The organism is Mucilaginibacter sp. P4_D1 (assembly GCF_056401935.1).
Genome location: NZ_JBFUIJ010000030.1, coordinates 17,090 through 39,438, shown reverse-complemented (window position 1 = coordinate 39,438; position 22,349 = coordinate 17,090). Strand labels below are relative to the sequence as shown.

General features: G+C 44.5%; 27 protein-coding genes and 1 tRNA gene. 14 read left to right on the top strand and 14 right to left on the bottom strand.

Annotated features, from left to right (window positions below; genetic code table 11):
• Positions 1-63 precede the first annotated feature (63 nt).
• From AC1DV1_RS21565 to AC1DV1_RS21510, 12 genes are all read left to right on the top strand, one after another.
• Positions 64-516 carry a thioredoxin family protein gene (locus AC1DV1_RS21565; protein ID WP_477363213.1) on the top strand — a complete coding sequence of 151 codons (453 nt, stop codon included), beginning with the start codon at positions 64-66 and terminating at the stop codon, positions 514-516.
• Positions 517-570: 54 nt separating this feature from the next.
• Entirely contained in the window at positions 571-1,263 is a 693-nt protein-coding gene (locus tag AC1DV1_RS21560; RefSeq protein ID WP_477363210.1) for a response regulator transcription factor, read from the top strand.
• A 101-nt stretch (positions 1,264-1,364) separates the two neighbouring features.
• Complete coding sequence (locus AC1DV1_RS21555; protein WP_477363207.1) at positions 1,365-2,732, top strand: histidine kinase dimerization/phospho-acceptor domain-containing protein; 1,368 nt, start codon at positions 1,365-1,367, stop codon at positions 2,730-2,732.
• An 83-nt stretch (positions 2,733-2,815) separates the two neighbouring features.
• On the top strand, positions 2,816-4,516 hold the full coding sequence (locus AC1DV1_RS21550) for a protein-disulfide reductase DsbD family protein (RefSeq protein ID WP_477363204.1): 1,701 nt from the start codon (positions 2,816-2,818) through the stop codon (positions 4,514-4,516).
• 12 nt (positions 4,517-4,528) lie between these two features.
• Positions 4,529-5,653 (top strand): redoxin domain-containing protein, encoded by a 1,125-nt coding sequence (locus AC1DV1_RS21545; RefSeq protein ID WP_477363201.1) that lies wholly within the window; start codon positions 4,529-4,531, stop codon positions 5,651-5,653.
• Between the two features lie 23 nt (positions 5,654-5,676).
• Positions 5,677-6,321, top strand: coding sequence for a peptide-methionine (S)-S-oxide reductase MsrA (gene msrA / locus AC1DV1_RS21540; RefSeq protein WP_477363198.1), 645 nt, complete (start codon positions 5,677-5,679; stop codon positions 6,319-6,321).
• A gap of 4 nt (positions 6,322-6,325) precedes the next feature.
• Positions 6,326-6,850: a peptide-methionine (R)-S-oxide reductase MsrB gene (gene msrB / locus AC1DV1_RS21535; protein ID WP_477363194.1), complete on the top strand. Its 525-nt coding sequence runs from the start codon at positions 6,326-6,328 to the stop codon at positions 6,848-6,850.
• A gap of 32 nt (positions 6,851-6,882) precedes the next feature.
• Positions 6,883-7,326 carry a protein-disulfide reductase DsbD domain-containing protein gene (locus AC1DV1_RS21530; protein ID WP_477363191.1) on the top strand — a complete coding sequence of 148 codons (444 nt, stop codon included), beginning with the start codon at positions 6,883-6,885 and terminating at the stop codon, positions 7,324-7,326.
• 11 nt (positions 7,327-7,337) lie between these two features.
• Positions 7,338-8,294, top strand: a complete 957-nt coding sequence (trxB, locus tag AC1DV1_RS21525; protein WP_477363345.1) for a thioredoxin-disulfide reductase — start codon at positions 7,338-7,340, stop codon at positions 8,292-8,294.
• A gap of 46 nt (positions 8,295-8,340) precedes the next feature.
• Positions 8,341-8,904 (top strand): sigma-70 family RNA polymerase sigma factor, encoded by a 564-nt coding sequence (locus tag AC1DV1_RS21520; protein ID WP_477363189.1) that lies wholly within the window; start codon positions 8,341-8,343, stop codon positions 8,902-8,904.
• A 186-nt stretch (positions 8,905-9,090) separates the two neighbouring features.
• Positions 9,091-9,249 carry a hypothetical protein gene (locus AC1DV1_RS21515; RefSeq protein ID WP_477363186.1) on the top strand — a complete coding sequence of 53 codons (159 nt, stop codon included), beginning with the start codon at positions 9,091-9,093 and terminating at the stop codon, positions 9,247-9,249.
• A gap of 114 nt (positions 9,250-9,363) precedes the next feature.
• On the top strand, positions 9,364-9,723 hold the full coding sequence (locus AC1DV1_RS21510; protein WP_477363183.1) for a hypothetical protein: 360 nt from the start codon (positions 9,364-9,366) through the stop codon (positions 9,721-9,723).
• 185 nt (positions 9,724-9,908) lie between these two features.
• Here the strand turns inward: AC1DV1_RS21510 and AC1DV1_RS21505 are convergent, their stop codons facing one another.
• The 10 genes from AC1DV1_RS21505 to AC1DV1_RS21460 form a co-directional block, all read right to left on the bottom strand.
• Positions 9,909-10,298, bottom strand: coding sequence for a RidA family protein (locus tag AC1DV1_RS21505; RefSeq protein ID WP_477363181.1), 390 nt, complete (start codon positions 10,296-10,298; stop codon positions 9,909-9,911).
• 179 nt (positions 10,299-10,477) lie between these two features.
• Positions 10,478-11,035, bottom strand: coding sequence for a Crp/Fnr family transcriptional regulator (locus AC1DV1_RS21500; protein WP_477363178.1), 558 nt, complete (start codon positions 11,033-11,035; stop codon positions 10,478-10,480).
• 192 nt (positions 11,036-11,227) lie between these two features.
• Positions 11,228-12,583, bottom strand: a complete 1,356-nt coding sequence (locus tag AC1DV1_RS21495; RefSeq protein ID WP_477363175.1) for an MBL fold metallo-hydrolase — start codon at positions 12,581-12,583, stop codon at positions 11,228-11,230.
• Positions 12,584-12,596: 13 nt separating this feature from the next.
• On the bottom strand, positions 12,597-13,007 hold the full coding sequence (locus AC1DV1_RS21490) for a DUF6691 family protein (RefSeq protein WP_477363172.1): 411 nt from the start codon (positions 13,005-13,007) through the stop codon (positions 12,597-12,599).
• Positions 13,004-13,564: a YeeE/YedE family protein gene (locus AC1DV1_RS21485; RefSeq protein ID WP_477363169.1), complete on the bottom strand. Its 561-nt coding sequence runs from the start codon at positions 13,562-13,564 to the stop codon at positions 13,004-13,006. Before AC1DV1_RS21485 ends, AC1DV1_RS21490 begins: the two co-directional genes overlap by 4 nt.
• 1 nt (position 13,565) lies before the next feature.
• Positions 13,566-14,354 carry a sulfite exporter TauE/SafE family protein gene (locus AC1DV1_RS21480; RefSeq protein ID WP_477363166.1) on the bottom strand — a complete coding sequence of 263 codons (789 nt, stop codon included), beginning with the start codon at positions 14,352-14,354 and terminating at the stop codon, positions 13,566-13,568.
• 58 nt (positions 14,355-14,412) lie between these two features.
• Positions 14,413-15,021 carry a Crp/Fnr family transcriptional regulator gene (locus tag AC1DV1_RS21475; protein ID WP_477363163.1) on the bottom strand — a complete coding sequence of 203 codons (609 nt, stop codon included), beginning with the start codon at positions 15,019-15,021 and terminating at the stop codon, positions 14,413-14,415.
• A gap of 18 nt (positions 15,022-15,039) precedes the next feature.
• Positions 15,040-15,969, bottom strand: coding sequence for an SDR family NAD(P)-dependent oxidoreductase (locus AC1DV1_RS21470; RefSeq protein ID WP_477363160.1), 930 nt, complete (start codon positions 15,967-15,969; stop codon positions 15,040-15,042).
• Between the two features lie 89 nt (positions 15,970-16,058).
• Complete coding sequence (locus tag AC1DV1_RS21465; RefSeq protein ID WP_477363157.1) at positions 16,059-16,805, bottom strand: SDR family oxidoreductase; 747 nt, start codon at positions 16,803-16,805, stop codon at positions 16,059-16,061.
• Between the two features lie 66 nt (positions 16,806-16,871).
• The gene (locus tag AC1DV1_RS21460) at positions 16,872-17,462 is read right to left on the bottom strand and encodes a TetR/AcrR family transcriptional regulator (protein ID WP_477363154.1); all 591 of its coding nucleotides are present in this window, start codon (positions 17,460-17,462) and stop codon (positions 16,872-16,874) included.
• A 263-nt stretch (positions 17,463-17,725) separates the two neighbouring features.
• Here AC1DV1_RS21460 and AC1DV1_RS21455 point away from each other — a divergent pair, with 263 nt between their 5' ends.
• Positions 17,726-18,529: a DUF1223 domain-containing protein gene (locus AC1DV1_RS21455; RefSeq protein WP_477363151.1), complete on the top strand. Its 804-nt coding sequence runs from the start codon at positions 17,726-17,728 to the stop codon at positions 18,527-18,529.
• A 76-nt stretch (positions 18,530-18,605) separates the two neighbouring features.
• On the top strand, positions 18,606-19,100 hold the full coding sequence (locus tag AC1DV1_RS21450; protein WP_477363149.1) for a cytochrome b/b6 domain-containing protein: 495 nt from the start codon (positions 18,606-18,608) through the stop codon (positions 19,098-19,100).
• A 291-nt stretch (positions 19,101-19,391) separates the two neighbouring features.
• Here the strand turns inward: AC1DV1_RS21450 and AC1DV1_RS21445 are convergent, their stop codons facing one another.
• From AC1DV1_RS21445 to AC1DV1_RS21430, 4 genes are all read right to left on the bottom strand, one after another.
• The gene (locus tag AC1DV1_RS21445; RefSeq protein WP_477363146.1) at positions 19,392-20,057 is read right to left on the bottom strand and encodes a hypothetical protein; all 666 of its coding nucleotides are present in this window, start codon (positions 20,055-20,057) and stop codon (positions 19,392-19,394) included.
• 98 nt (positions 20,058-20,155) lie between these two features.
• On the bottom strand, positions 20,156-20,497 hold the full coding sequence (locus AC1DV1_RS21440; protein WP_477363143.1) for a DUF1016 N-terminal domain-containing protein: 342 nt from the start codon (positions 20,495-20,497) through the stop codon (positions 20,156-20,158).
• Positions 20,494-21,762, bottom strand: coding sequence for a site-specific integrase (locus tag AC1DV1_RS21435; protein ID WP_477363140.1), 1,269 nt, complete (start codon positions 21,760-21,762; stop codon positions 20,494-20,496). The genes AC1DV1_RS21440 and AC1DV1_RS21435 overlap by 4 nt, the downstream gene beginning before the upstream one ends.
• 497 nt (positions 21,763-22,259) lie before the next feature.
• Positions 22,260-22,333, bottom strand: a tRNA-Asp gene (locus AC1DV1_RS21430).
• Between the last annotated feature and the right edge of the window lie 16 nt (positions 22,334-22,349).

The window sequence follows — 22,349 nt, the reverse complement described above, 5'->3', positions numbered from 1 at the left end:
ATCTTGTACCCCTGCGACTAAACAGCAAACCGATAAAGGTTTGCTATCAACAAAAGAGTCCACATGAAAAAGACCGCTTTAGGATTATTCGTTTTATTTGCCGCCGTTGGCTTATGCTTCTACCTGGTTTCCTGTAAAACCAGTTATAAACCGATATTAAATTCACAGGAAGGGATAAATTTTAAAGTTACGACACTGGCTGAAGCCAAAGAGGCTGCGAAATCACAAAATAAACCTTTGTTCGTTTTTGCACATGCCTCCTGGTGCCCGACCTGTAAAAAAATGGAACAGGAGGTCCTTGTCAGCAAAGAATTAGGTGCCGCCTATAACCAGCAATTCGTTAATGTCGCCATTGATATTGACAGTCCGGCGGGAAAAGAATTGCAAAAAACTTATCCTATCCGGGCTACACCGACCTTGTTTTTCTTTAAAGCGGACGGCAGTTTGGCTAAAAAAACTGAAGGGTTCACCGATGCGGAAGACCTCCGGGCCGATGCACACCAGCTAACCCATTAGCACCCTTCCTGAAAAGGTCAACATACATTTGTCAACTTCGAAGATGTTTTATTCATGAAAGATATACTGTTGGTTGAAGACGACCCGGAGATCGCCCAATTGCTGCAACTGCACTATAAAGAACCTAATTACCGGTTAACCCATACTTATAACGGCAAAGACGGGTTGGAAATGGCGTTGGCCGGTAATTTTGATCTGATCATACTTGACCTTACTTTGCCGGACATGGATGGCATGGAGGTTTGCAAAGGCATCCGTGAACATAGGGTGCCGGGAGCGATCCTGATGCTGACTTCCAAGTCCGAAGAGATCGATAAAGTGCTCGCCCTCGAACTGGGTGCAGATGATTATGTCACCAAGCCTTTCGGGATCAGGGAACTGATGGCCCGGTCCAAGGCCTTGATCAGGCGTTCCGAACAACTACCCCAACAAACTCAGGAGCAGGTAAAAGAGATCATCGTCAAGGACCTGGTTATTGACCGGAACCTCCGTAAAGCTTCCCTAAAAGGAACCCGGCTGGAATTGACCCCAAAAGAATTTGACCTTTTAATGCTGCTTGCCTCGAATCCCGGCAAAGCCTTTACGCGCCAGGCGTTGCTGGAACAGGTTTGGGGTTATACCTTTTCGGGTTATGAGCACACGGTCACTGCGCATGTCAACCGGCTACGGATAAAAATCGAGGCTGACCTGGATCAACCGGAATATATATTAACCAGCTGGGGAATCGGCTACAGATTTATCGGATGAAAAGAAGGTCTACAGGTATATTCTCACGTATAGGGGTCTTTGTGTTCCTCGTCATTACCACGTTGGGTGTATTATTCGTGGTGGTTACTTACACAGCTACCATGAATTATTACCAGGCCAGCACTCAACTGCTCAATAAAGATGTCGCGTCAAACATAGCGAGGTTATCTGCACCCTTTTCCAGTGATGGGATTGATCATAAGAAAGCCGATTCGGTCTTTAACAACACTATGATCATCAGCCCGAATACGGAAGTCTATTTTTTAGACACCCTTGGAAATGTAAAATATTATTATGCACCGGACTCGCTCATCAAACAACGGAAAGTGCCGGTCGCTCAAATCGAAACCTATTTAAGTGACCACATTCACCTGATCAAAAATACCGATCCGAGGGATCCGGAAAACCCCAAAATATTTTCAGCGGCCGCAGTAAATTTCCAGGATCAAAAGATTGGTTATATCTATGTTATTCTGGCCGGCATGGAATATCGAAGCGTTGCCGAATTTGTATTTAAATCGCAGATCGGAGGATGGGCAACCAAGGTATTTTTCATCATAATCCTGGCCACAGTCATTTTCAGCTTACTTTATACCTCCCGCCTGCAAAAAAGATTTAACCATGTGATTTATATTTTAGATCAGTTCAAGGAAGGCAACCTCAATGTCCGGTTTAATATTGAACTCAAGGACGAGTTCTTTCCCATTGCCGATGCGTTTAATAAAATGGTGGCGATGCTCGATGACAATTTCACCCGGTTGAAGGTTCTGGAAAGTGAACGTAAGAACTTCCTCGCGAATATTTCACATGACCTGCGTACACCGCTGGCAGTGGCCAGAGGCTATACGGAAACGTTACTGATCGAAACTACTGCCAGCCGCGCTGAACAGGAAAGCCATCTGGAAATGATCCAGAACAAGATCATGCAGGTCGAAAAGCTGGTACTGCAGCTTTTTGAACTTTCCAAAATGGAATCGGTGAACTTTACCCCGAAAAGAGAGCCTTTTGTGTTTTCAGAAATTCTGCAGGAGGTCCTTAAAGGTGCGGAATTCCAGGCCAGGAAAAAAAACATCACCATTCTGTGCAAAAATTGTCAGGATAGCAGCCTGGTCGATGCCGACATCAGTATGATGGAAAGGGTCATGCAGAACTTGCTCGAAAATGCCGTAAAATACACTGCCGAAAATGGACATATCAGGGTAGCCTTATCGCGGGCATCCGATAAACTGACCGTCCTGTTGGAGAATAGCGGAAAATCAATCAACGGCGAGTTATTGGACTGGATCAACAACAGCATGGCAGACACAGCTATCCACAGGCCAAAGCAGGCAGGACTCGGACTGGCATTAGTGAAGCGTATTATGTATTTACACGGGTTTGAATTTGTTGCGGCCATCGCTGACGATAGTTATAACCGCTTTACTATCAGTATGAATAGTTATAAAACCCCCATCCAAAAGGTACTATAAACGGAGGATATGTTATACTTCTGTGATAACTTGTAGGGGGTGAATGAGCGAATTTTGGAGACATAAAGTTTTCCAAAAAGCTCATGAAAAATCACATAAAGAATCACTTAAAAAAACTGCCATATTTATTATTGGTATTGTTTTGCCTGCTGACTGTAAAGGTTCAGGCAGCAAGCCTTAAGCAAAAAGCCGACAGTGTCAGCACTGCTGATGTTCAGTTTAAACCGCTGACGGCGGACACTATCTCTATATCTGCAAATCCTGCTGTACAGACAACTAACCAAAACCATTCAGCGTCAAAAATTGCCGGTGTAACCAACCCGGTAAAAAAACCGCTCAGCTTATGGACCATATTCATTGCCGGTTTTATCGGCGGTTTAGCGGCTTTATTGCTGCCTTGTATATTCCCGATGCTCCCGCTTACCGTAGGTTTTTTCACTAAACGGCACAGCAACCCTAAAAAGGGAATTTGGGACGCGGCCGTATATGGCTTATCTATCATCCTGATCTATGTAGGCCTGGGCATGCTGATCACTGTGATCTTCGGTGCCGATGCGTTAAACGCCCTGTCCACAAATGGTATTTTCAACTTTGTTTTCTTCCTGTTGCTGGTGGCGTTTGCTGCTTCCTTCTTCGGCGCATTTGAGATCACATTGCCTAATAAATGGGCAAACAAAGCGGAAGAAAATACGGAAAAGAAGGGATTTGCCGGCATATTCTTCATGGCAGCCGCGCTTGCTTTGGTTTCTTTTAGCTGCACGGGGCCGATCATCGGCACACTATTAGTGCAGGCAGCAACCTCAGGGGCCCGGCTGGGCCCGGCAGTGGGCATGCTCGGATTTTCCGTCGCCCTGGCATTTCCATTTGTATTGTTCGCATTATTCCCTTCCTGGTTGAACAACCTGCCTAAATCAGGCGGCTGGTTAAACAGTGTCAAAGTGTTCCTTGGCTTTCTGGAACTGGCGCTTTCTCTAAAGTTTCTAAGCAACGTGGACTTAACTTACCACTGGCATTTATTTGACCGGGAAGTTTTCCTGGTACTCTGGATAGTGATCGCCGCTTTAACAGGATTCTATCTGTTGGGCAAGCTAAAATTCGGACATGACTCGGAGGTGGCTTACATCTCGGTGCCACGATTATTCCTGGCTATTATCGTGCTTTCTTTTTCGATCTATATGGTACCTGGCTTATGGGGTGCGCCATTGAAATCAATCGCGGCATTCCTGCCACCGCAGGCCAGCCAGGATTTTGACTTATATACACCAACCTTATCGGGCGGGAGTGCCAATGCCTTAAGCGCTATATCGCCTGGCGACGCTCCACACAAGTATGCCAGCCTATTTGACAAACCTTTAAATCTGAATCCATTTTTCGACTACAAGGAAGGTGTTGCCTACGCGCAAAAAGTGCACAAACCGGTTATCATTGATTTTACCGGGCATGCCTGCGTGAATTGCCGTAAAATGGAAGCAACCGTTTGGCCCGACAAAAAGGTGCTGCCATTATTGAAAGACAGCTACGTGCTGATCCAGCTTTATGTCGATGATAAAACGGAACTGCCGGCAAACGAAGAGTATGTCAGCAGCTTCAGCCACCGGAAAATCACCAATATAGGCGCATTGAACAGCGACATCCAGGCAACCCGTTTCAATACCAATTCACAGCCTTATTATGTATTACTGAACCCGGTAACAGAAACACCATTGGTAACACCTGAAGGCGCAGATTATGACCCGACAGCCTATTATACCTACCTGCAATCAGGCCTTGATCTATTCAAATAAATAAGTAAAACGATGAAAAATATAATCATGCTATCCGGTCTGTTGGCCTTAAGTGTGTCCCTGTTTTCCTGCAAGGATAACACCACATTTACCATCTCCGGAACTATTAAAAATCCGGCAAAACTCAAAACAGTCTACTTACTGGGAGCCGACAGTTCGGCGCAGTTTAGAACAATTGACTCTGCTGCCATAAATGCTGATGGCGGCTATAAATTCAGGCACGCTTCAGCCTTTGTCAATTTATATAAGCTAAAAGCTGACACCACGCAGTTTGACCTGGTGGCGCAAAACGGCGATGCCATTGAATTAAACGCCGACCTGGCCGATAATCATCATTCATACACGGTTGCCGGTTCTGAAACATCTGAAAAGATCAAGGCGTTTGATAATTTCAGCCAGGCTTTTACAAATAAGAATAACAAGGTAATAGCCGAGTTCAATGCTAAATCCCAGCAGGCAGGGCGGCAACCTGATTCCTTACTGAAAATTTATATGCCGCTATTCCAAAAGAACCTGGCTGTTTACAGCGCTGCTGTTTTACAATTTATTGATGACAATAAGTTTTCGCTTGCGGCATTTTATGCATCTACCGCACTCGATGCCGTGAAGTATGAGTCCCAACTGATCGCTTTTGCGGATGATATCAGGATAAATAAGGATCTGAATAAAAATCCCGCCGTCCGGAATTTTATAGCGGCCATGGACAGAATCAAACCATTGTCAATTGGCCACAAGGCACCGGATTTTACGATCAGCGGCCTGGATGGCAAGACAGTAAAGCTTTCGGATTATAAAGGAAAATACGTTATGGTCGATTTCTGGGCTTCCTGGTGCGTACCCTGCCGGCAGGAAAACCCCAATGTGTTGAAGCAGTATGACACATTTCATTCAAAAGGGTTCAATGTACTTGGCGTATCGCTGGATAAAGACAAGGCAGCATGGCAAAAAGCGGTGCGTGAAGACAAACTCGCATGGACACAAACTTCCGACCTGCAAAGCTTCCAGGGTAAGGCGGAACAGCTCTATCATATCGAGGCCATTCCCTCCAACTTTATTATCGACCCGCAGGGAAATATTGCTGCTAAAAATATCAGGGGAGCTGATTTGGAATCATTCCTGAGCAAAACCATCCATTAATTATAAACAAAATCAAAAAAAAGATGAAAAAGATCATTTGCTATATCCTGTTAACCGTGACAAGTGCATGCGCTGCTTTTGCCCTGTCGCCAAAAGAAAAAGTCCGGCCTGGTTTAAAACCGACACATTTAGACACTGCCACTCTCGCCACCGGTTGTTTCTGGTGCACCGAAGCTAAGTTTAAAGAACTTCGCGGCGTGATAAAAGTAACCTCAGGTTTCGCCGGAGGTCACACCGTTAACCCAACTTATGAACAGGTATGTACCGGCACTACAGGTCACGCCGAAGCTTGTAACATCGTATTCGATCCCAAACAGATCAGTTATGATGAGTTGCTGGAAGTGTTTTTTACCGATCATGACCCTACGCAATTGAACAGGCAGGGTAATGATATAGGCACGCAATACCGTTCCGCCATTTTCTACCACAATGCCGTTCAAAAACAAAAGGCGGAGTATTATATCAAAAAGATCAACGAGCAAAAAGCTTACCCCAAGCCGGTGGTAACGCAGGTCGCGCCCTTTACCGTTTTCTACAAAGCAGAAGGATACCACCAGAACTATTTCAGCAGGAACGGTGATGTGCCTTACTGCAAACTCGTCGTTCAGCCGGAACTCGATAAGTTCAGGAAAGCATTTGCCAACAAATTAAAAACCTCCAATAAATAAGACCATGAAATCCATCCTCATTTTGTCAGCATTGATGCTGATCACAATAGCCGGCGCATTTGCGCAACACCTGAAGTCTGCTAACGGACATGCGAACAATCCCTATTACTCCAACACGGATACTAAAAAACTCAATGTGTCGGATGCGGAATGGAAGAAGATACTGTCGCCGGATTTATACGCCACCGCCAGGGAACAGGCGACCGAAAGACCTTTTACCGGAAAATACTGGAATGCGGACGCCAAAGGAACCTACTATTGTGCCGTTTGCGGTAACGAACTTTTTAAATCAGACGCTAAGTTTTCCAGTACCTGCGGGTGGCCAAGCTTTTTTGCCCCTACCCGGAAAAACAGCGTGATCTACCGCGGGGACCAGTCGCACGGCATGGAACGTACGGAGGTGACCTGTGCCCGTTGCAGTTCTCATTTAGGGCATATTTTCGACGATGGACCGGCGCCAACCTACAAACGCTTCTGCATGAATTCTGTCTCGCTGGATTTTCAGCCCGACCGTTTAGCCAATAAATAATCATTTATCAAATTGATTTATCAAATAAAGAAATGAAAAAGATAGTATTTATCATCGCGATGGTCCTGGTTGGGACAAGCGCTTTTAGCCAGATCGAAAAGCCCGTAAAATGGTCTTTCGCCATTAAAAAGGAAAGCAAAGATGAAGCTGTCGTCTTCTTAAAGGCGGACATACAAAGCAGCTGGCACATCTATTCCCTGGATCAAAAAGATGGCGGCCCGATTAAAACGGCCTTCACTTTTTCGCCGTCCGCCGATTATTCGCTGCTAGGAAAAGCAACCCAGCCGGCTCCCCATACCAAATTTGAAAGCGCATTTAATATGAATGTCTCCTATTTCGAGAGTTCGGTGATCTTTCAGCAGAAGATCAAACTGAAATCAGGCAAAGGTACGCTGCATGGCAAACTCGAATACATGACCTGTAACAATCAGAAATGCCTGCCGCCCGAAGACCTTGATTTTTCTATAAACCTTTAATCTTAATGAAGATGTTACCAGCAACAGAACACGTGAAATGCCTGATCATCGGTTCAGGCCCGGCAGGTTATACGGCCGCCATATATGCCGCACGCGCAGACTTAAAACCGGTACTCTACACCGGCATCGTAGCTGGCGGGCAGCTTACCCAAACTACCGAAGTGGAGAATTATCCGGGTTACCCTGATGGGATTCAGGGTCCTGAAATGATGGAAAACTTCCGTAAACAGGCCGAACGCTTAGGGACTGATATCCGTTATGGTTACATCACTTCGGTAGACTTTTCAAGTTTGCCGCATAAAGCGGTGGTCGATGAAAGCAAGGTGATTACGGCAGATGCGGTGATTATTTCCACTGGCGCGTCCGCTAAATGGCTTGGCTTGGAATCAGAACAAAAATATAACGGCTTTGGCGTTTCTGCCTGCGCTGTTTGCGACGGCTTTTTCTTTAAAGGACAGGATGTGGCCATTGTTGGTGCGGGAGACACAGCTGCTGAAGAAGCAACTTACCTGGCAAAGCTTTGCCGGAAGGTCTATATGCTGGTTAGGCGGGATGAGTTCCGTGCATCGAGGGCGATGGTTAACCGGGTATTAAACACACCGAATATTGAATTGATCTATGATACGGAAACGCAGGAGATCCTGGGCGATGGGCTGAATGTGACCGGTGTAAAAGTGCTGAATAATAAAACTCTGGAAGAAAGAATCCTGGACATCACCGGCTTTTTTGTGGCCATCGGCCATCATCCCAATACAGATATTTTCAGGGGCTGGATACATATGGATGAAGTCGGCTACATCAAAACCACACCGGGTACTGCCACCACCAATATTGAAGGGGTGTTTTGCTGCGGTGACGCCCAAGATCATAGCTACCGGCAGGCGGTAACCGCGGCCGGCAGCGGCTGCATGGCTGCCATCGATGCGGAACGGTACCTGGCTGCGAAGGAGCATATGGTGACCGCCTGAATCTAATAAATAACATAATTTATAAACCTGAAAACGTAAAATACTCATGAGCGAACAAACCACCGATCCCCATAATTGGGTAGATATCCACGCCGATTATTTGTATGCTTATGCTATAACCCGTATTGCGGATGAAGAACAGGCACGCGATCTGGTACAGGACACTTTTTTAGCGGCGCTTGAACGAATTGATAAATTTGAAGGAAGGAGCACAGAAAGGACCTGGCTGACTGCTATATTGAAGAATAAGATCGTTGACCTCTATCGTAAACAATCCAGGTCGGGTATAGTTAAAAGCATAGCAACAACTGATGAAGAGACTGAGTTTTTTGATCCCGAGCTGAATAACTGGAAAAAAGAACATTGGCCGCAGCCGTTTAGTATCGAAGAACAGGATCCGCTGCATAATAAGGAATTGAACCGTATCCTGCAGCTATGCATGAAGAAGCTGCCGCCCTTATGGCTATCTGTCTTTACCATGAAACATATGGATGATGAAACAAAAGAATCGATATGCTCGCAGTTAAAAGTTTCAGATTCAAATTTTTGGGTAATCATTCATCGTTCAAAAGTTAACCTTAGGTCCTGTCTCCAAAAATTCTGGATTTAATTAAACGGTGATGGCGTTGCCGAGTTAATTAAATTTAACGTTTTGAGAGAACGTGTATTTAACATCAAAGGCCAAATGGTTTTTGTAAGGCTATGCCTCTTTTATCGACTAATGAACCGGAGCGGATAAGGGCGTACTTCAATCAAAAATAAAATATATGCATCGAACTTTTAAAACATAAAAAGCATGAATTTTAAAGAAAAAAAGATTCTGATCACCGGCGGTTCAAGCGGAATCGGAAAGGCAATTATTTCAGAATTAACCGCATTGTTCCTGGCGTCAGCAGATTCGAGCTTTATTACAGGCAGCGAAATATGCGTCGATGGTGGCATGGGCCAGATATAATCCACCTGGTTGCCGAACCATCAGGTTAATAACACGAAAATTTCTAAAAATAAATTGTAAGGATTTTAGTCGGGCTACGACCAATCAAGAAAAACTTAAATAAAAACCAAAAAAATGAAAACTCTAAAATTAAAATCAGTAGTAACCGGCCTTATGGCTACCGCAATGATGGTTTGCTTAACGATCACCACACAAGCAAAACCAGTTCATGGATTACAGACCGATACCGGCAAAATGGCTAAGATGGACAAGATGAAAATGGATAAAATGTCGAAAGATAAAATGTCCAAAGACAAAATGGACAAGATGAGCAAAGATAAAATGTCTAAAGACAAGATGTCTGGCGACAAGATGAGTAAGGATAAAATGTCAAAGGATAAAATGGCCAAAGACAAGATGGGTAAAGACAAGATGAGCAAGGATAAAATGTCTAAGGACAAAATGGCCAAAAAAGATACTACAGGTAAAATGTAAGGTGGGGTGTTGTGTTAGGTTGCAAAAGGGGCATTATTTGCCCTTTTTGTTTTTTTATCAATGTGGAACATCGGATAGCAAAGCATATCCCGAACCAAACCGGTCCGGGATTTTTTCGCCTTGTCTAGCCCAACTATTATTTACAGGCTTGCCAGTTCAAGACCACCGGCAAACCTGTTAGGATTTTATTTGACAACTGTAGCTTCGATTTCTACTTTCGTGGTCTCGTAAAGACTTTTCACGCCCACCACAGTGATCGCCTGCTTCACCCCGTATTTGGCTATCCAGTCATGCAGCATATTAAAGTGCAACCCGAGTTCTTCCATGGAAGTGGTATAGACGTTTAATTTAACGATGCCGCGTGGTTCATAACCTGCCTCACTAATAACCTTTTCCAGGTTTTTCAGCGTCAGGGTAAGCTGCGATTCCATGTCTTCGTTGCTTGATACGCCTTCTCCATTTATCGCAGTCTGACCAGAAATATACAATGTGCTTTCTGCGTGTTTTATTTCAACGGCCTGCACATAGCTGTGCTTATCCTGCCATTGCCAGGGATTGATAATTCTCTTTTCCATCTTAGTTGTTTTTTGCGTTTGTGCCCATACAGGGGCGGTCATGATTGAAAGGATTGCTAAAATTTTTGTTGTTTTTATTACGAACATCGCTTTGATCTTTCTTTCAAAATTAACGATGAGCATCGATAATAGCTCTTGACCTGCCTCACGATTTTGATGTGATCCAGGTCACACTAATTCTATAAACGGCTTAAAGTTTCGCGCGAAACGCCCAGGTAGGCAGCGATGAGGCTTTTGGGTACGCGTTGGATAAGGGAAGGGTATTGTTTGAGCAATTGTTCGTAACGCTCCTTGACATTAGAGGTAAGTGAAGAGATGATCCGCCTTTGAGCACTGAGGTAACCAAATTTTGCTTTTTCCAGAAAAAATCGTTCCATTTTCTGTAACCCGTCACAAAGCTTTTTGGAATCTTCTAAGGAAAGGCAAAGAACTTCCGTATCTTCCAGGCACTCCAGCGACATCGTTGCGTTGGTCTTCATGTTAAAGGCATAGTAATCACTTTCCCACCAGTCTTCCATCGCAAACGAAATGATGTGCTGCTTTTCGGTATCATCTGTAAAGACCAGTTTCAAAAGGCCTTTCAATACGAAGTAATTGTACGGTACCGGGTCACCCTGCTGAATCAGGAACTGGTGCTTTTTATACTTCCTGCCCTTAAAATGGGAAATAACGAACGCATATTCTTCGTCGGTGAGCGGTACAATCTTTTGAATATGTTCCCTTAAATGTACAGCCATTGCATCGATGATTAGACTACATCAAAGTTAAGCAATTCGGCACAAGATTACGAGACGCGCGCCATTCAGGTGGATCAGGATCATGTAAAGGGCCGTTTGTGGTAGACTAACAAACCTTGGCAGAAGGGTTGAAAAACAATGAGAACACACAGGAAGGTAAACATTTCGTAAATTCGGAATGTTTACCTTTTACTAATGAGTCGTCACTTCAGGTTTGTCAAATTGCTTTATGTTTTCACCGAGGTCAAAAACTTTTGTTTTATCACCAAAAGCATTATTAATAATACTGCTGCCAGCTGCGCTGCGATAACCACCCGCACAATGTACAACTATGGGTTTATTCAACGGTATTTCTGTAACTCTTTCCCGTAACTCAGGGAGCGGTATATTGATGGCATGATCAAATATCGGTTGTTCCTTTACTTCTCCTTTATTCCTGATGTCAACGATCGTATATTCCGTTTGATTTGCTGAAAACCTGCGTATGTCTATGGTATCCATTATTGCGGTCCCTGCCTGAAAAACAAAGGCCAGCTCAATAAAAGGCTCATAACCAATTTTTGCACAGCGCAAAATAAGGCTTCCGAGAATTTCCTCATTTTCTGCAACCAGGTAGAAAACTTCCTCCGGTGCAACAATGCTCCCCAGCCAGGTTTCAAACTTACCGCCATTTTGCAGGTTAATCGATCCAGGGAGATGCGCTTTTTTAAATTCATTTTCAGCCCGCGTGTCAATGATATTGATACTGCTGTTTAATGTATTAGTCAGGCCAACAGGAACATTTGCAATGGCTTGCGACAGGTTAGTTGCGCCGTGCTTATTGAGTTCTACATCAAACGGAAAATACTTTGGCACGAATGGCTGATCCTCCAAAAGCGTAGCAATAAACTCGGCTTTAGTCATGTTTTGCAAGGACCAGTTACTTGATTTTTCATCGCCGATAGTACTGCTATTGGCTTCACTTAATGCCTTTCCGCAAAGGGTGCCTGCCCCATGGGCCGGGTAAACAACGACGTCATTGTTCAACACGATCAATTTATCCCGGAGCGAGTGGTACATTTCCCCCGCTAATTCCTCACGCCTGGCGGTTAGCTTACCTGCACTTTCACGCAGGTCAGGCCTGCCGCAATCGCCTATAAATAGGGTATCGCCTGTAAAAACCGCTTTATCCTTACCATCCTGCTTTAATACGATAGAAATACTATCGGGAGAATGCCCTGGCGTGTTTATCGCTTTTAACGTGATTCTGCCGAAATGGATCAGATCCCCGTCGTCAAAAGCTTGATGCGGATAAACCGCGCCAACTAATACAGAACAGTAAATGGTCGCTCCTGTTATTTGATGTAATGCTAAGTGCCCGCTTACAAAATCGGCATGCGGGTGCGTTTCAATTACGCCTATGATCTTTGCTTCGTTTTTTTTCGCATAAGCGAGATATTGACTGATATCGCGTGAAGGATCTATTAAAACTACCTGGCGGTCACTTTCACTCAAAATGGCGTAGGAATAGTGCGATAGTTCTTTATCTTCAAATTGTTCGATTTTCATATTATCTGTTTAATTAGTGAGGTAATTTATTTCTTATTAAACCATATGTCCAGGTTCCTGCAACCGCGCTCAGCAACGTAACAATAGTTACCAAAAAACCACTGCCGATCTGTGCATAAACCGGCCCCGGGCAAGCGCCCGTAATCGCCCAGCCTAAACCAAATATCAAACCGCCGTAAACGTTACCCCAATGAAATGTTTTGTCGGGAATAACAATTTGCTCTCCGTGAATAGTCTTTAACCGGAACCGTTTCAGGAGCTGGATGGAAATTATACCAACTACAACCGCGCTGCCGATAACACCGTACATATGAAACGCTTGCAGGCGGAACATTTCTTGTATCCGGAACCAGGAGATCACCTGTGATTTGACGAGGATAATGCCGAACAGCATTCCTATGATTAAGAATTTTATATTTTTCATAACTGTAATAAATAAGGCAAAATAAACCAGGTCATCACCATTCCACCAATCATAAAGCAACAGGTAGCCACTAGCGATGGCCATTGCAAAGACGACAGGCCCATGATGGCATGTCCTGAAGTACATCCACCTGCATAACGGGTACCGAAACCTACAAGAAAACCACCCAGAACTATAAAGACAAATCCACGCGGGGTAAACAGTTGACTAAAGCTGAACACATCCTTTGGCAACAGGCCGCTAAAATCTTTTATACCTTCCTGTTGTAAAAGTGCTGTAGTGTGTGGATTGATATGCACAGGCCCCGGATTTGAAAGCAGGTAGGTAGCGATAAAGCCACCAATCATGATTCCTGCTACAAAAAAAAGATTCCAGCTGTCCTTTTTCCAGTCGTATTTAAAGAAAGAAATATTGGCGGGGATACAAGCAGCGCATACCTGGCGAAGCGTTGAGGAAACACCAAAAGTTTTATTGCCTAATAGTAGTAAGGCCGGTATGATCAACCCGATCAGGGGTCCGGCCACATACCAGGGCCAGGGTTGTTTAATGAACTCCATCTTATTTAGTTAAAGTAGTGATCGAAACAAAAATGCCCATTAACAATACGAACCATCCAAACGCCGGCTTTAATTTAGTGTCCGCAACGTATTTGGTCAAATAGCTGCCGGCAATAATTCCAGCTATCGCTAATGCAGAAAAAAGCACTAAAAAAGGGTAATTTATTGGTGCATGCCTGCTTACATCTCCCAATACACCCAACAGGGAACTAACGGTCATGACCATTAAGGAGGTGCCCACCGCTTTTTTCATCGGTAAACCGGCAAACAAGATCAAAGAGGGGATAATCAAAAAACCACCGCCTACGCCCACAAAACCGGTGATGGTGCCGACTACAATACTTTGGATGACCAATTTTGGATAGCTCAGCTGCGAATCTGAATCTAAAACTTCTTTTTTCTTCCTGATCATAGAAATGGATGCGGCCAGCATTAACATCGCGAAAGCGAGCATTAGTAAAACCGGCTTGGTGACCTCAAACGAACCAATGTTAAGCAAATGATGTGGCAGGACAGGCATTACCCACTTACGCATGATGAATATGGCTATTAATGAAGGAATACCAAACAGGAAGGCTATTTTGAAATCGATATTGCCTTTTCTGTGATGGCTTATCGCGCCTACAGAGCTGGTTAAACCAACTACAAACAGGGAATAGGTCGTGGCAATAATAGGGTCGATCCTGAAACAAAAAACTAAGATAGGGACGGTAAGAATCGAGCCGCCACCGCCAATCAAACCTAATGATAGACCTATTAATATTGCCGCCGAGTATCCTGCTATTTCCACTTGTTTTTAATTACGAAACAAATGTATCAGTCTGAAAGCCGTGGGTCGGTGACCTATGTTACAGAGCAGTATTTAATGTGATTTTATTTCGCGATAACGTGATCAATTCCTGTTTTTCCATTTGTTTTAACAGTCTGGAAACCACTTCACGGGTTGTACCCAATTCTTCAGCCAGTTGCTGGTGGGTAATGCTAAACTCATTTGATTTATAAATATTTGCTTTTCGCTTTAACAGAGTTGCTATCCGGTCGTCTAATTTTTGGAACGCCACGGCATTGATCACATCCAGCAATTCCTCAAAACGCTGGTGATATAAATTAAATATAAATTCGGCCCACTCCGGGTAAACTTTGATCCATTCACTTGCTTTAGCTACCGGCAGCATGAGTACTTCCGAGTCTTCTTCTACTACCAATCTAAGCTTGCTCGTATCTTCGTGAATGCCAGCTAAAAAAGACATGATACAGGTTTCACCCGGTTTGATGTAATACAGTAATATTTCCCGTCCGTCTTCATCCTGGCGGATTACACGCATACTTCCCGAAAGTACGACAGGTATTGATCGAATATAACTATTCGATTGCATCAGTACTGTTTCGGCCGGCAGCGTTTTTAGCTGGCTGTTGCTTCGCAGTTGTTCTTCTAAAATTGCTCCGAATAGGTTCATATATCAAAAAAAATAGTTTCAGTACTGTTTTATGAAATGGTGAATTGCTTCATCAGCGTTATCTTGGAATGAAATATTTTTCAAATCAGCGAAAAAAGTGCTTTGGTCAACTAAATCCCCGGTCATCTTTCCTTCTTTACTGGCGTAAAAAATACCGCTTTTAAAGTGATCATCCGAAATACCATCCACTAAGCGTTTGGTACCTACTTCTATCTTATTCACCATTCCCAGTAATGGCAGCACAATAGGCATCATAATATACTTCAGCATAAATTTCATTACCGGCGAGAAATTATCCGGTGCCATAGTACCGTCCGTATTTCCGGGACTGACAGCGACAAATTTGAGTGCAGGATATTTTCTTGCCATTGATAATGTCCACATCGTTGCTGCATATTTAACGTAGCCGTAGGCTTGCACATTATCAAAGTTTTTTCCAAAAAAGGATCCATCAAGAACAGCAGCAAACTCTTCTTCAGTGGAAGTCTTCATTAATGCAGGTTTCATGCCCATTTGCTTAACTCCTCTTACAGCTTCCGAACTTACATATAGTACCGCTTTTTTTAACTGATCGCGTTTTATTAATTCGTCCACTAAAATTACATGGCCTAAAACATTGGTAGCAGCGATTTCATTCATGCCGGAAGGGGTAATGTTTCCTGCAGTTTTCCCAACTATTCCACCTGCATTTAAAATTATCGCATCAATAGGTTCTTTAATTTTTTCAATTGCTTTTCTGACAGAATCTTCATCCGAAACATCCCCAATAATAATTTCAAAGATCTTTCTTCCCGTTTTTTCCTCCAGGTCTTTTTTTGCCGCCTCGGCTTTTGCTTGATTCCTGCAAAAAAGAATGATCTTTTTTGTCTCTTTTTTTAAGGCCAACTGTCGGGCGGCCTCTTTCCCGAGCCCACCATTCGCTCCGGTTATCAATATGCTTTCGTTCATTGTTCTACGCTTTAGTTGAATGTGTGTTAAGGACTAGCTAACCCTTTCCCGTTGTGGAAAAGCGTTAGCTAGTTTTTTTTTAGCCATTTTCACAGTTGCGACCAACCGCCGTCTACCGGAAGTTCGACACCGGTCATGAAGGTCGCGTCGAACGCGAGGAAAAGAACGGCCTTGGCAAGTTCCTCGGGCGTGCCGAGGCGCTTCATCGGAATGTCCGCGATCATCTGCGCGATCAGATGGGCTTGCATGTCTTTGTCCGGGATCGACTTATCAACGATCGGCGTTTCGGTGGGACCTGGCGAAACTGCATTGACGCGGATCCCGCGGGGAAGCAGCTCAGCGGCGAACATCCGGGCGAAGTTCCGCAGCGCAGCCTTGGCCCCGCCATATGCGGCCAGCATGGGCATACCCTTGACGTTTGCGGTTGAGGTTGTCAGGACGATGGAACCCCCGCTGGTGATCAGCGGCGAAAGTTTCTGCACCGCGAAAAAAGGTCCCTTAGCGTTCAGGTTAAACATCTCGTCGAAGGTCGCCTCAGTCGTTTGTTCGAGGGGGGCGAACAGGCTGAACCCGGCGTTGATGAAGAGGAAATCAAAGGTGCCGAACTCGGCTTTCGCCTGAACGGCGAGGGCGTCGAGGTCCGTCAATGAACGTGCGTCGCTCGAAACCACGATAGCGTCCTTTCCGATCTCCTTCCGGGCCAGATCCAGGCCGGCCTGCGACCGCCCCGTAACTATAACTCGCGCGCCCCCATCGAGGAGCATCTTGGCTGTTGAGAGTCCAATGCCACTGGTGCCGCCAATAATGACAACTTTTTTGTTTTCAAAATTTTTCATAATGTTCAATTTGTAACGTGTGCTACAAATGTATTATTTGTAACGTTCGCTACAAATAAACAAACATCATTGTTTTGTCAGGTTTTGAATGGTAAGATCAATGACCGATAGCAGTTCCTTCGGATCTTTAGCCAGCATACCGGACACTTTCAACCCGGTCATGACCGTTTGCAGGTAAACGGCCAATTGCGTTGGATCGTTCACCGCAGGGATCTCATTTTGCTCCTGTGCCTTTTCGACCAGTTCCTTTAATATGGAGATCGTCCCTGTCCTTGCGTCCGTGACGAACTGTTTCAACCGTGGGTTTTGGTTAGCAAGCTCAGTAATGGAATTAACCACGAAGCAGCCACTTACCGCCATAGCTGCTTCACCATCTTCCTGCAGCACGCACTCAAACAGTGCCCTGAGTGCCGTTAGCGCGGACGGCGAAGTTTTTATGTTTTGACCGAGTTTAAACTGTTCTGCTTCCATGTAATATTGGAGCGTTTCAAGAAATAAGGATTCTTTGCCGCCAAATGAATTATAGATACTTGATGTACCCAGCCCGGTTGCCTTTTCCAGGTCGCGGGTGGAGGTACCGTTAAACCCTTTTTTCCAGAACAACTCCATCGCATTTTTTAATGCTTTTTCCTTATCAAATAATTGAACACGTGGCATAAACCTGATTTAATGTAACAGTTGCTACAAATATAAAAAACAAAGTTCAGATTTTGGAAATTCGGACTATACCCGCGATAGCATCAACAATTGTCCAGGCTTTCACCTATCACACAGGTTGATTAAATGGCAAGAAAGATGAACAGCGACGATAACGACAATGGCCATAGCATGGAAAAAATGTTTAATTTTTATTGTAAGGAACTGATCGTTATGGCGACCAACTGCTTAAACAAGTTATTCAATTAATTAACAATAAAAAAATGAAACCATTCAGAATATTTATAGCTGTTGCCTGCCTCGGATTGGCCGCGATGGTAACACAGGCATTTATCCCTGTTAAAAGCGAAAAATCAACCAAAGCGGCGACACCGGGAAAAGGTTTTGCCGTGATTGAATTGTTTACATCCGAAGGCTGCTCCAGTTGTCCGCCCGCTGATGCGCTGGTGGCCCGTGTCGAAAAGGAAGTGACCGATAAACCGGTTTATATCCTGGCCTACCATGTGGATTACTGGAACCGACTCGGCTGGAAAGATGTTTTCAGCAGCCCTGAATATTCGGCCCGGCAGAACCAGTATGCTGATTGGCTGAATTTATCATCGGTTTACACGCCGCAGATCGTGGTGAACGGCCGTAAAGAATTTGTGGGCTCTGAAGAAGGCACATTGCGTAATGCGATAAAATCCGACCTGGAAATAGCTGCAAAGTCTGAGCTGGCTTTAAATAATATTAAAGTCGATGGTGATCAAGCCACCATACATTATGCTACCGGTACAGCCAATAACGCTGTCCTGATCGTTGCACTGGTTGAAAAAAACGCCACCACCAAAGTACAACGGGGTGAAAACGGTGGCCGTACCTTATCTCATGTTCAGATAGTAACCCAGCTGAAAAGCATTGCCTTAAACAATGCCAAAGACGGTACAGAAAACATCAGCCTGCCCCACGGTTTTGATCCGCAGAAATGGGAGCTGATCGGTTTCGTGCAAAACAAAGCGAATGGTGAGATCACAGGCGCTACAAAGGCCGAATTTCCTTCGGCGATGAGCGTTCAGGCAGCCAATTAATTCCTTAACATAGCCATGGGTTTAAACCCATGGCTATGTTAATCCCTCACAATTGATCTATCTTCCGGCAGGTACCATGAAAGTTATCAAAGAAAAACACCCGCTTTTAATGCGCTGGACCCTTTGGGTCAATTTTTCTATACTGACCATCATGATATGGAGCGGGATGCTGATTTACAGGGTCAATGATGAATACTCCATCACCATCTTCGGGCATACCTTCGTAAAGTTTTTTCCGGATTGGTATTATGATCTTTTGCATATCCCATCGCGCCTGGCAGAAGGGATGGCTTTCCATTTCCTGTTTACGTGGTTTTTTACATTGAATGGCATATTTTACATCTTATACACCATCATATCCGGTGAGTGGCGCCAGTTGCTGCCTAACCGGCACTCCTTTAACGAGGCCTGGCTGGTGGTCCTGCACGACCTGCATATCCGCAAGATGGCCCCGCCGCAGAACAAATATAACGCGGCGCAACGGATTGCCCATACCTCCATTATCGCAATGGGCTTTGGCTCGGTGATCGCCGGGCTGGCGATTTATAAACCGGTAAGGATAAAAGGCTAACTTTTGTCGCTCAACACATCTGCATTTTACCGGAATCCAAATGTTCTACTACCTTAACAAGCGCAATACCACCCAACCACCATATTGCCAAATTGGTCCTGGTGAAGTCCGTGAGCCAGGCAACCTGGGTTACAATTAGTGAGGTTCGTAGCGAAAAGATTTACCTTAGATGTTTGGATCTGGACATGGTCCTTTTCCCCTTGAAGGTCATACTTATTCAGTAATTCATTCAGGTCTTTGTGAAATGCCATCATGGCTTCCTTTGAAAGCGGTGATTTGTTTTCTTCCATTTTATTTATAAAAGTTAATGTTGGCAGCATCACTGATCAACTTCCCGGTAAGGTCGCTGGCTACGCTGGCTGTTAAGGTTATTTTTCCAAGATAAGCGCTCCCAAGCGGCAGCGAAAAGTAATTGACACAATTACCGCTGGCATCAGTCATCAGATTAAGGTTCCTAAAGACGCCGATAGGTTTAAGGTCATTATCTAATGCGGTAAGTGTGATGGCCTGTCCTATGGAAGGCGTACCTGTACCGATATTTCTTCGGCATTGCACCGTTACCGTTGCCTCGGTACCATTGCCGGCCTGGTAATTCAGCTTATCGACATTTAAATGGATCAGGTCGGGATATGCCCTTGTAAAACCGATGGTGTCTGTTTGGGTGAAATTCTTGATGGTCGCCGTTACATAGGCTGTTCCCTCATCCCCTGTACTGATAAGGTAGACCGTGGCGACTTTATGCGTGGCTCCGCTGATCATCACATTTTGTGCGCTGACCGTGATCGTGTTTTTTGCCGCCACATCGAATAGGCCTTTGGTGGTATTAAATATTACTGAGTTGGTCGCATCAGTGGTCTTGTCAGGCAATTCCAAAGTGATCATCTGTTTGCTCACTCCATCTGCCGGGATCGTGGCATGGTTACCCGACATCGACAGGATGACACTGGTTTGCGGCACGGGGGTTTCCTTATAACAGGACGTCAGCCCAAGCGTAATCTTTCAACTGGCAAAGGGGGCCTTTTTGAGTGGGCCAAAAGGGGTCATTTTGGTGTGTTTTATCCATCCGGTATTGTCAGTAATAAAGAATAATGAGACCAACTCAATTGTGCAGACAGTGTCTGCACAATTGGAAAGCCTCTATAAAACTGACGAAAAAGGTTTAGATTCCGCGCAGAAAAACCCCGGCCAAATTGTGGCTGAAGCTGCTCTGATAGATATTTGATAAGTTGAGTTCCATACTCAGCGCGATCCGCTCCATGTTGTTCCTCTTCGAATATCCGTTTCCCAATATGCCAATACATAATTACACGTTCATGATCAACAGCGCGTACAGCAGCTTCCCTTGCGCCACTGATAATCGCCTTGATCTCTTCGACTATTATAGTTGGGTTACTCATGCTAATACCTCCTCTCTGTCTTTGTTGGCTTCAGCCTTTTGCTGGTTAGCCAACAACCGGCCTTGTAAAGCCTGCATATCCCGTTTAACCTTCTTGTCTTTCATTTTCGCGTATATCTGGGTTGTACTGAATTTAGTGTGACCTAGCATCCTGCTTACGGTTTCCAATGGCACATCATTTTCCAGGGTTACTGTTGTGGCAAAGGTGTGACGGGCAATGTGCGTGGTAAGGACTTTTTCCATCCCGGCAAGATCACCGATCTCTTTTAAGTAGGCATTCATCTTCTGATTGCTTTTAACCGGGAGCAATTTGTTTTCAATTATCCTGCAATTATGGTCAGCATATCGGTCAATGATCTCTATCGCCTGTGGGATCAATGGCACATTAGACTCAATCTCTGTTTTTGTCCGGGTAGTCTTGATCCAGGTAACGCCATCTGCTCCGGTAACAACATGTTGCGGGGTTAATTTATCAACATCAACGAAAGCATACCCGGTGTAACAGCAAAACAGGAAGGTGTCCCGAACTTCACCCAGCCGTTTTACTTTAAATTGGTATTCGGCGAGCGCCTGAATTTCTTCCCATTCCAATTCGACACGGGTGACCTTATTGTAAGTGCACTTAAACAAGTTGAAAGGGTTATGGCTCATCCATTGGTTATTAACCGCCAGGTTGATGATCTTCTTAAGATTCTTGATATACCGCATGGCCGTATTGTGCTCAATACCATCCTCTGTTTTCAAATACATTTCCAGGCCGGTCACAAAACCGTAATCGATAGACGCCAGATAAACGTCCGGTTTCTTGTACCTGAACTTGATGTATTCCGCTGTTTTCTTTCGAACCGTTTTATATTTCGTTAAAGTTGCCCTGACGAAATCTTTATCCAGCAGTTTTTCCAGTTGGCCGTTATGTTCGTCAAAAACTTCCAGCAGCATGCGCTGAACAGTTCCCACACCTGTATATCGCGCCTTGATCTTTTCAGCAGTAATAAAATCTTCTGTTCTTTTCAAGTCATCAAAAGCCCGCCTGATCTCGTTGGTGGCCTCCATGATTTGCGTGTTGATGTCCCGGACTTCAGCTGTGTTGCCTTTTACGTAGCTTGTTTCGGCGTCCCATTTTTTAGGATCGACCTTTCTGCCGAGTGAAATCTCTGCTCGTTTGCTTAGGTAGGTGATCCGCGCATACAGCGGTACCATACCCTGAGCATCTGTTTTTCTTTTGTCAGCCCATATCAGGACTGCGAATTTTTGTGCATTTTTCATTTGACTGAATTTTAAATTACCTGATTTCAATAATTGGTCTCGAAACTCGCTTTCCGTGACCAACTTTAACTATGTCAAGTGCTTTAAAATCAATTCATTAACCTCTTATTCGGTGACCTATTTCATGGTTGTCAAATAGGTCACCGAATTGGTCACAAAAAACGCAAAAACAGCGTTTTTTGATGGAACCGGAACCCTCGGACCAAACGCTTCCGTGCGTTTGAGCCATTTTGATATTTCCAAATTTTCAGATCACATCTGAAGCCTGAAATTTGATATAAATCGAGGTGATTTGAGGCCTAAATTTATGAATACAAATAATTGACTATCAGTTAGTTAATCGTTGATTTGGTGACTAAATTAGTAGATTTGGACCAGTCACCGAATAGGTCACCGGATGAGTCATAAATGCCGGGGTGTTATGCGTTTTTTTGAGCAAAAAAAAACGCTTAGACCAGAAATCTAAGCGTTTTTGAGAGTTTTTAAGGCTCTTTTAGCGGAATGGACGGGACTCGAACCCGCGACCTCCTGCGTGACAGGCAGGCATTCTAACCAGCTGAACTACCACTCCGTTTGGGTCTGCAAAT

Bases quoted from the DNA above. Each gene is read 5' to 3' on its own strand.
- AC1DV1_RS21565 (WP_477363213.1), top strand. From the start codon at position 64: ATGAAAAAGACCGCTTTAGGATTATTCGTTTTATTTGCCGCCGTTGGC.
- AC1DV1_RS21560 (WP_477363210.1), top strand. From the start codon at position 571: ATGAAAGATATACTGTTGGTTGAAGACGACCCGGAGATCGCCCAATTG.
- AC1DV1_RS21490 (WP_477363172.1), bottom strand. From the start codon at position 13,007: ATGAAAAATATAAAATTCTTAATCATAGGAATGCTGTTCGGCATTATC.
- msrB (WP_477363194.1), top strand. From the start codon at position 6,326: ATGAAATCCATCCTCATTTTGTCAGCATTGATGCTGATCACAATAGCC.
- trxB (WP_477363345.1), top strand. From the start codon at position 7,338: ATGTTACCAGCAACAGAACACGTGAAATGCCTGATCATCGGTTCAGGC.
- AC1DV1_RS21555 (WP_477363207.1), top strand. From the start codon at position 1,365: ATGAATTATTACCAGGCCAGCACTCAACTGCTCAATAAAGATGTCGCG.
- AC1DV1_RS21460 (WP_477363154.1), bottom strand. From the start codon at position 17,462: ATGCCACGTGTTCAATTATTTGATAAGGAAAAAGCATTAAAAAATGCG.
- AC1DV1_RS21440 (WP_477363143.1), bottom strand. From the start codon at position 20,497: ATGAGTAACCCAACTATAATAGTCGAAGAGATCAAGGCGATTATCAGT.
- AC1DV1_RS21530 (WP_477363191.1), top strand. From the start codon at position 6,883: ATGAAAAAGATAGTATTTATCATCGCGATGGTCCTGGTTGGGACAAGC.
- AC1DV1_RS21545 (WP_477363201.1), top strand. From the start codon at position 4,529: ATGAAAAATATAATCATGCTATCCGGTCTGTTGGCCTTAAGTGTGTCC.
- AC1DV1_RS21455 (WP_477363151.1), top strand. From the start codon at position 17,726: ATGAAACCATTCAGAATATTTATAGCTGTTGCCTGCCTCGGATTGGCC.
- AC1DV1_RS21510 (WP_477363183.1), top strand. From the start codon at position 9,364: ATGAAAACTCTAAAATTAAAATCAGTAGTAACCGGCCTTATGGCTACC.
- msrA (WP_477363198.1), top strand. From the start codon at position 5,677: ATGAAAAAGATCATTTGCTATATCCTGTTAACCGTGACAAGTGCATGC.
- AC1DV1_RS21520 (WP_477363189.1), top strand. From the start codon at position 8,341: ATGAGCGAACAAACCACCGATCCCCATAATTGGGTAGATATCCACGCC.
- AC1DV1_RS21435 (WP_477363140.1), bottom strand. From the start codon at position 21,762: ATGAAAAATGCACAAAAATTCGCAGTCCTGATATGGGCTGACAAAAGA.
- AC1DV1_RS21500 (WP_477363178.1), bottom strand. From the start codon at position 11,035: ATGGCTGTACATTTAAGGGAACATATTCAAAAGATTGTACCGCTCACC.
- AC1DV1_RS21465 (WP_477363157.1), bottom strand. From the start codon at position 16,805: ATGAAAAATTTTGAAAACAAAAAAGTTGTCATTATTGGCGGCACCAGT.
- AC1DV1_RS21450 (WP_477363149.1), top strand. From the start codon at position 18,606: ATGAAAGTTATCAAAGAAAAACACCCGCTTTTAATGCGCTGGACCCTT.
- AC1DV1_RS21495 (WP_477363175.1), bottom strand. From the start codon at position 12,583: ATGAAAATCGAACAATTTGAAGATAAAGAACTATCGCACTATTCCTAC.
- AC1DV1_RS21470 (WP_477363160.1), bottom strand. From the start codon at position 15,969: ATGAACGAAAGCATATTGATAACCGGAGCGAATGGTGGGCTCGGGAAA.
- AC1DV1_RS21550 (WP_477363204.1), top strand. From the start codon at position 2,816: ATGAAAAATCACATAAAGAATCACTTAAAAAAACTGCCATATTTATTA.
- AC1DV1_RS21505 (WP_477363181.1), bottom strand. From the start codon at position 10,298: ATGGAAAAGAGAATTATCAATCCCTGGCAATGGCAGGATAAGCACAGC.
- AC1DV1_RS21515 (WP_477363186.1), top strand. From the start codon at position 9,091: ATGAATTTTAAAGAAAAAAAGATTCTGATCACCGGCGGTTCAAGCGGA.
- AC1DV1_RS21475 (WP_477363163.1), bottom strand. From the start codon at position 15,021: ATGAACCTATTCGGAGCAATTTTAGAAGAACAACTGCGAAGCAACAGC.
- AC1DV1_RS21485 (WP_477363169.1), bottom strand. From the start codon at position 13,564: ATGGAGTTCATTAAACAACCCTGGCCCTGGTATGTGGCCGGACCCCTG.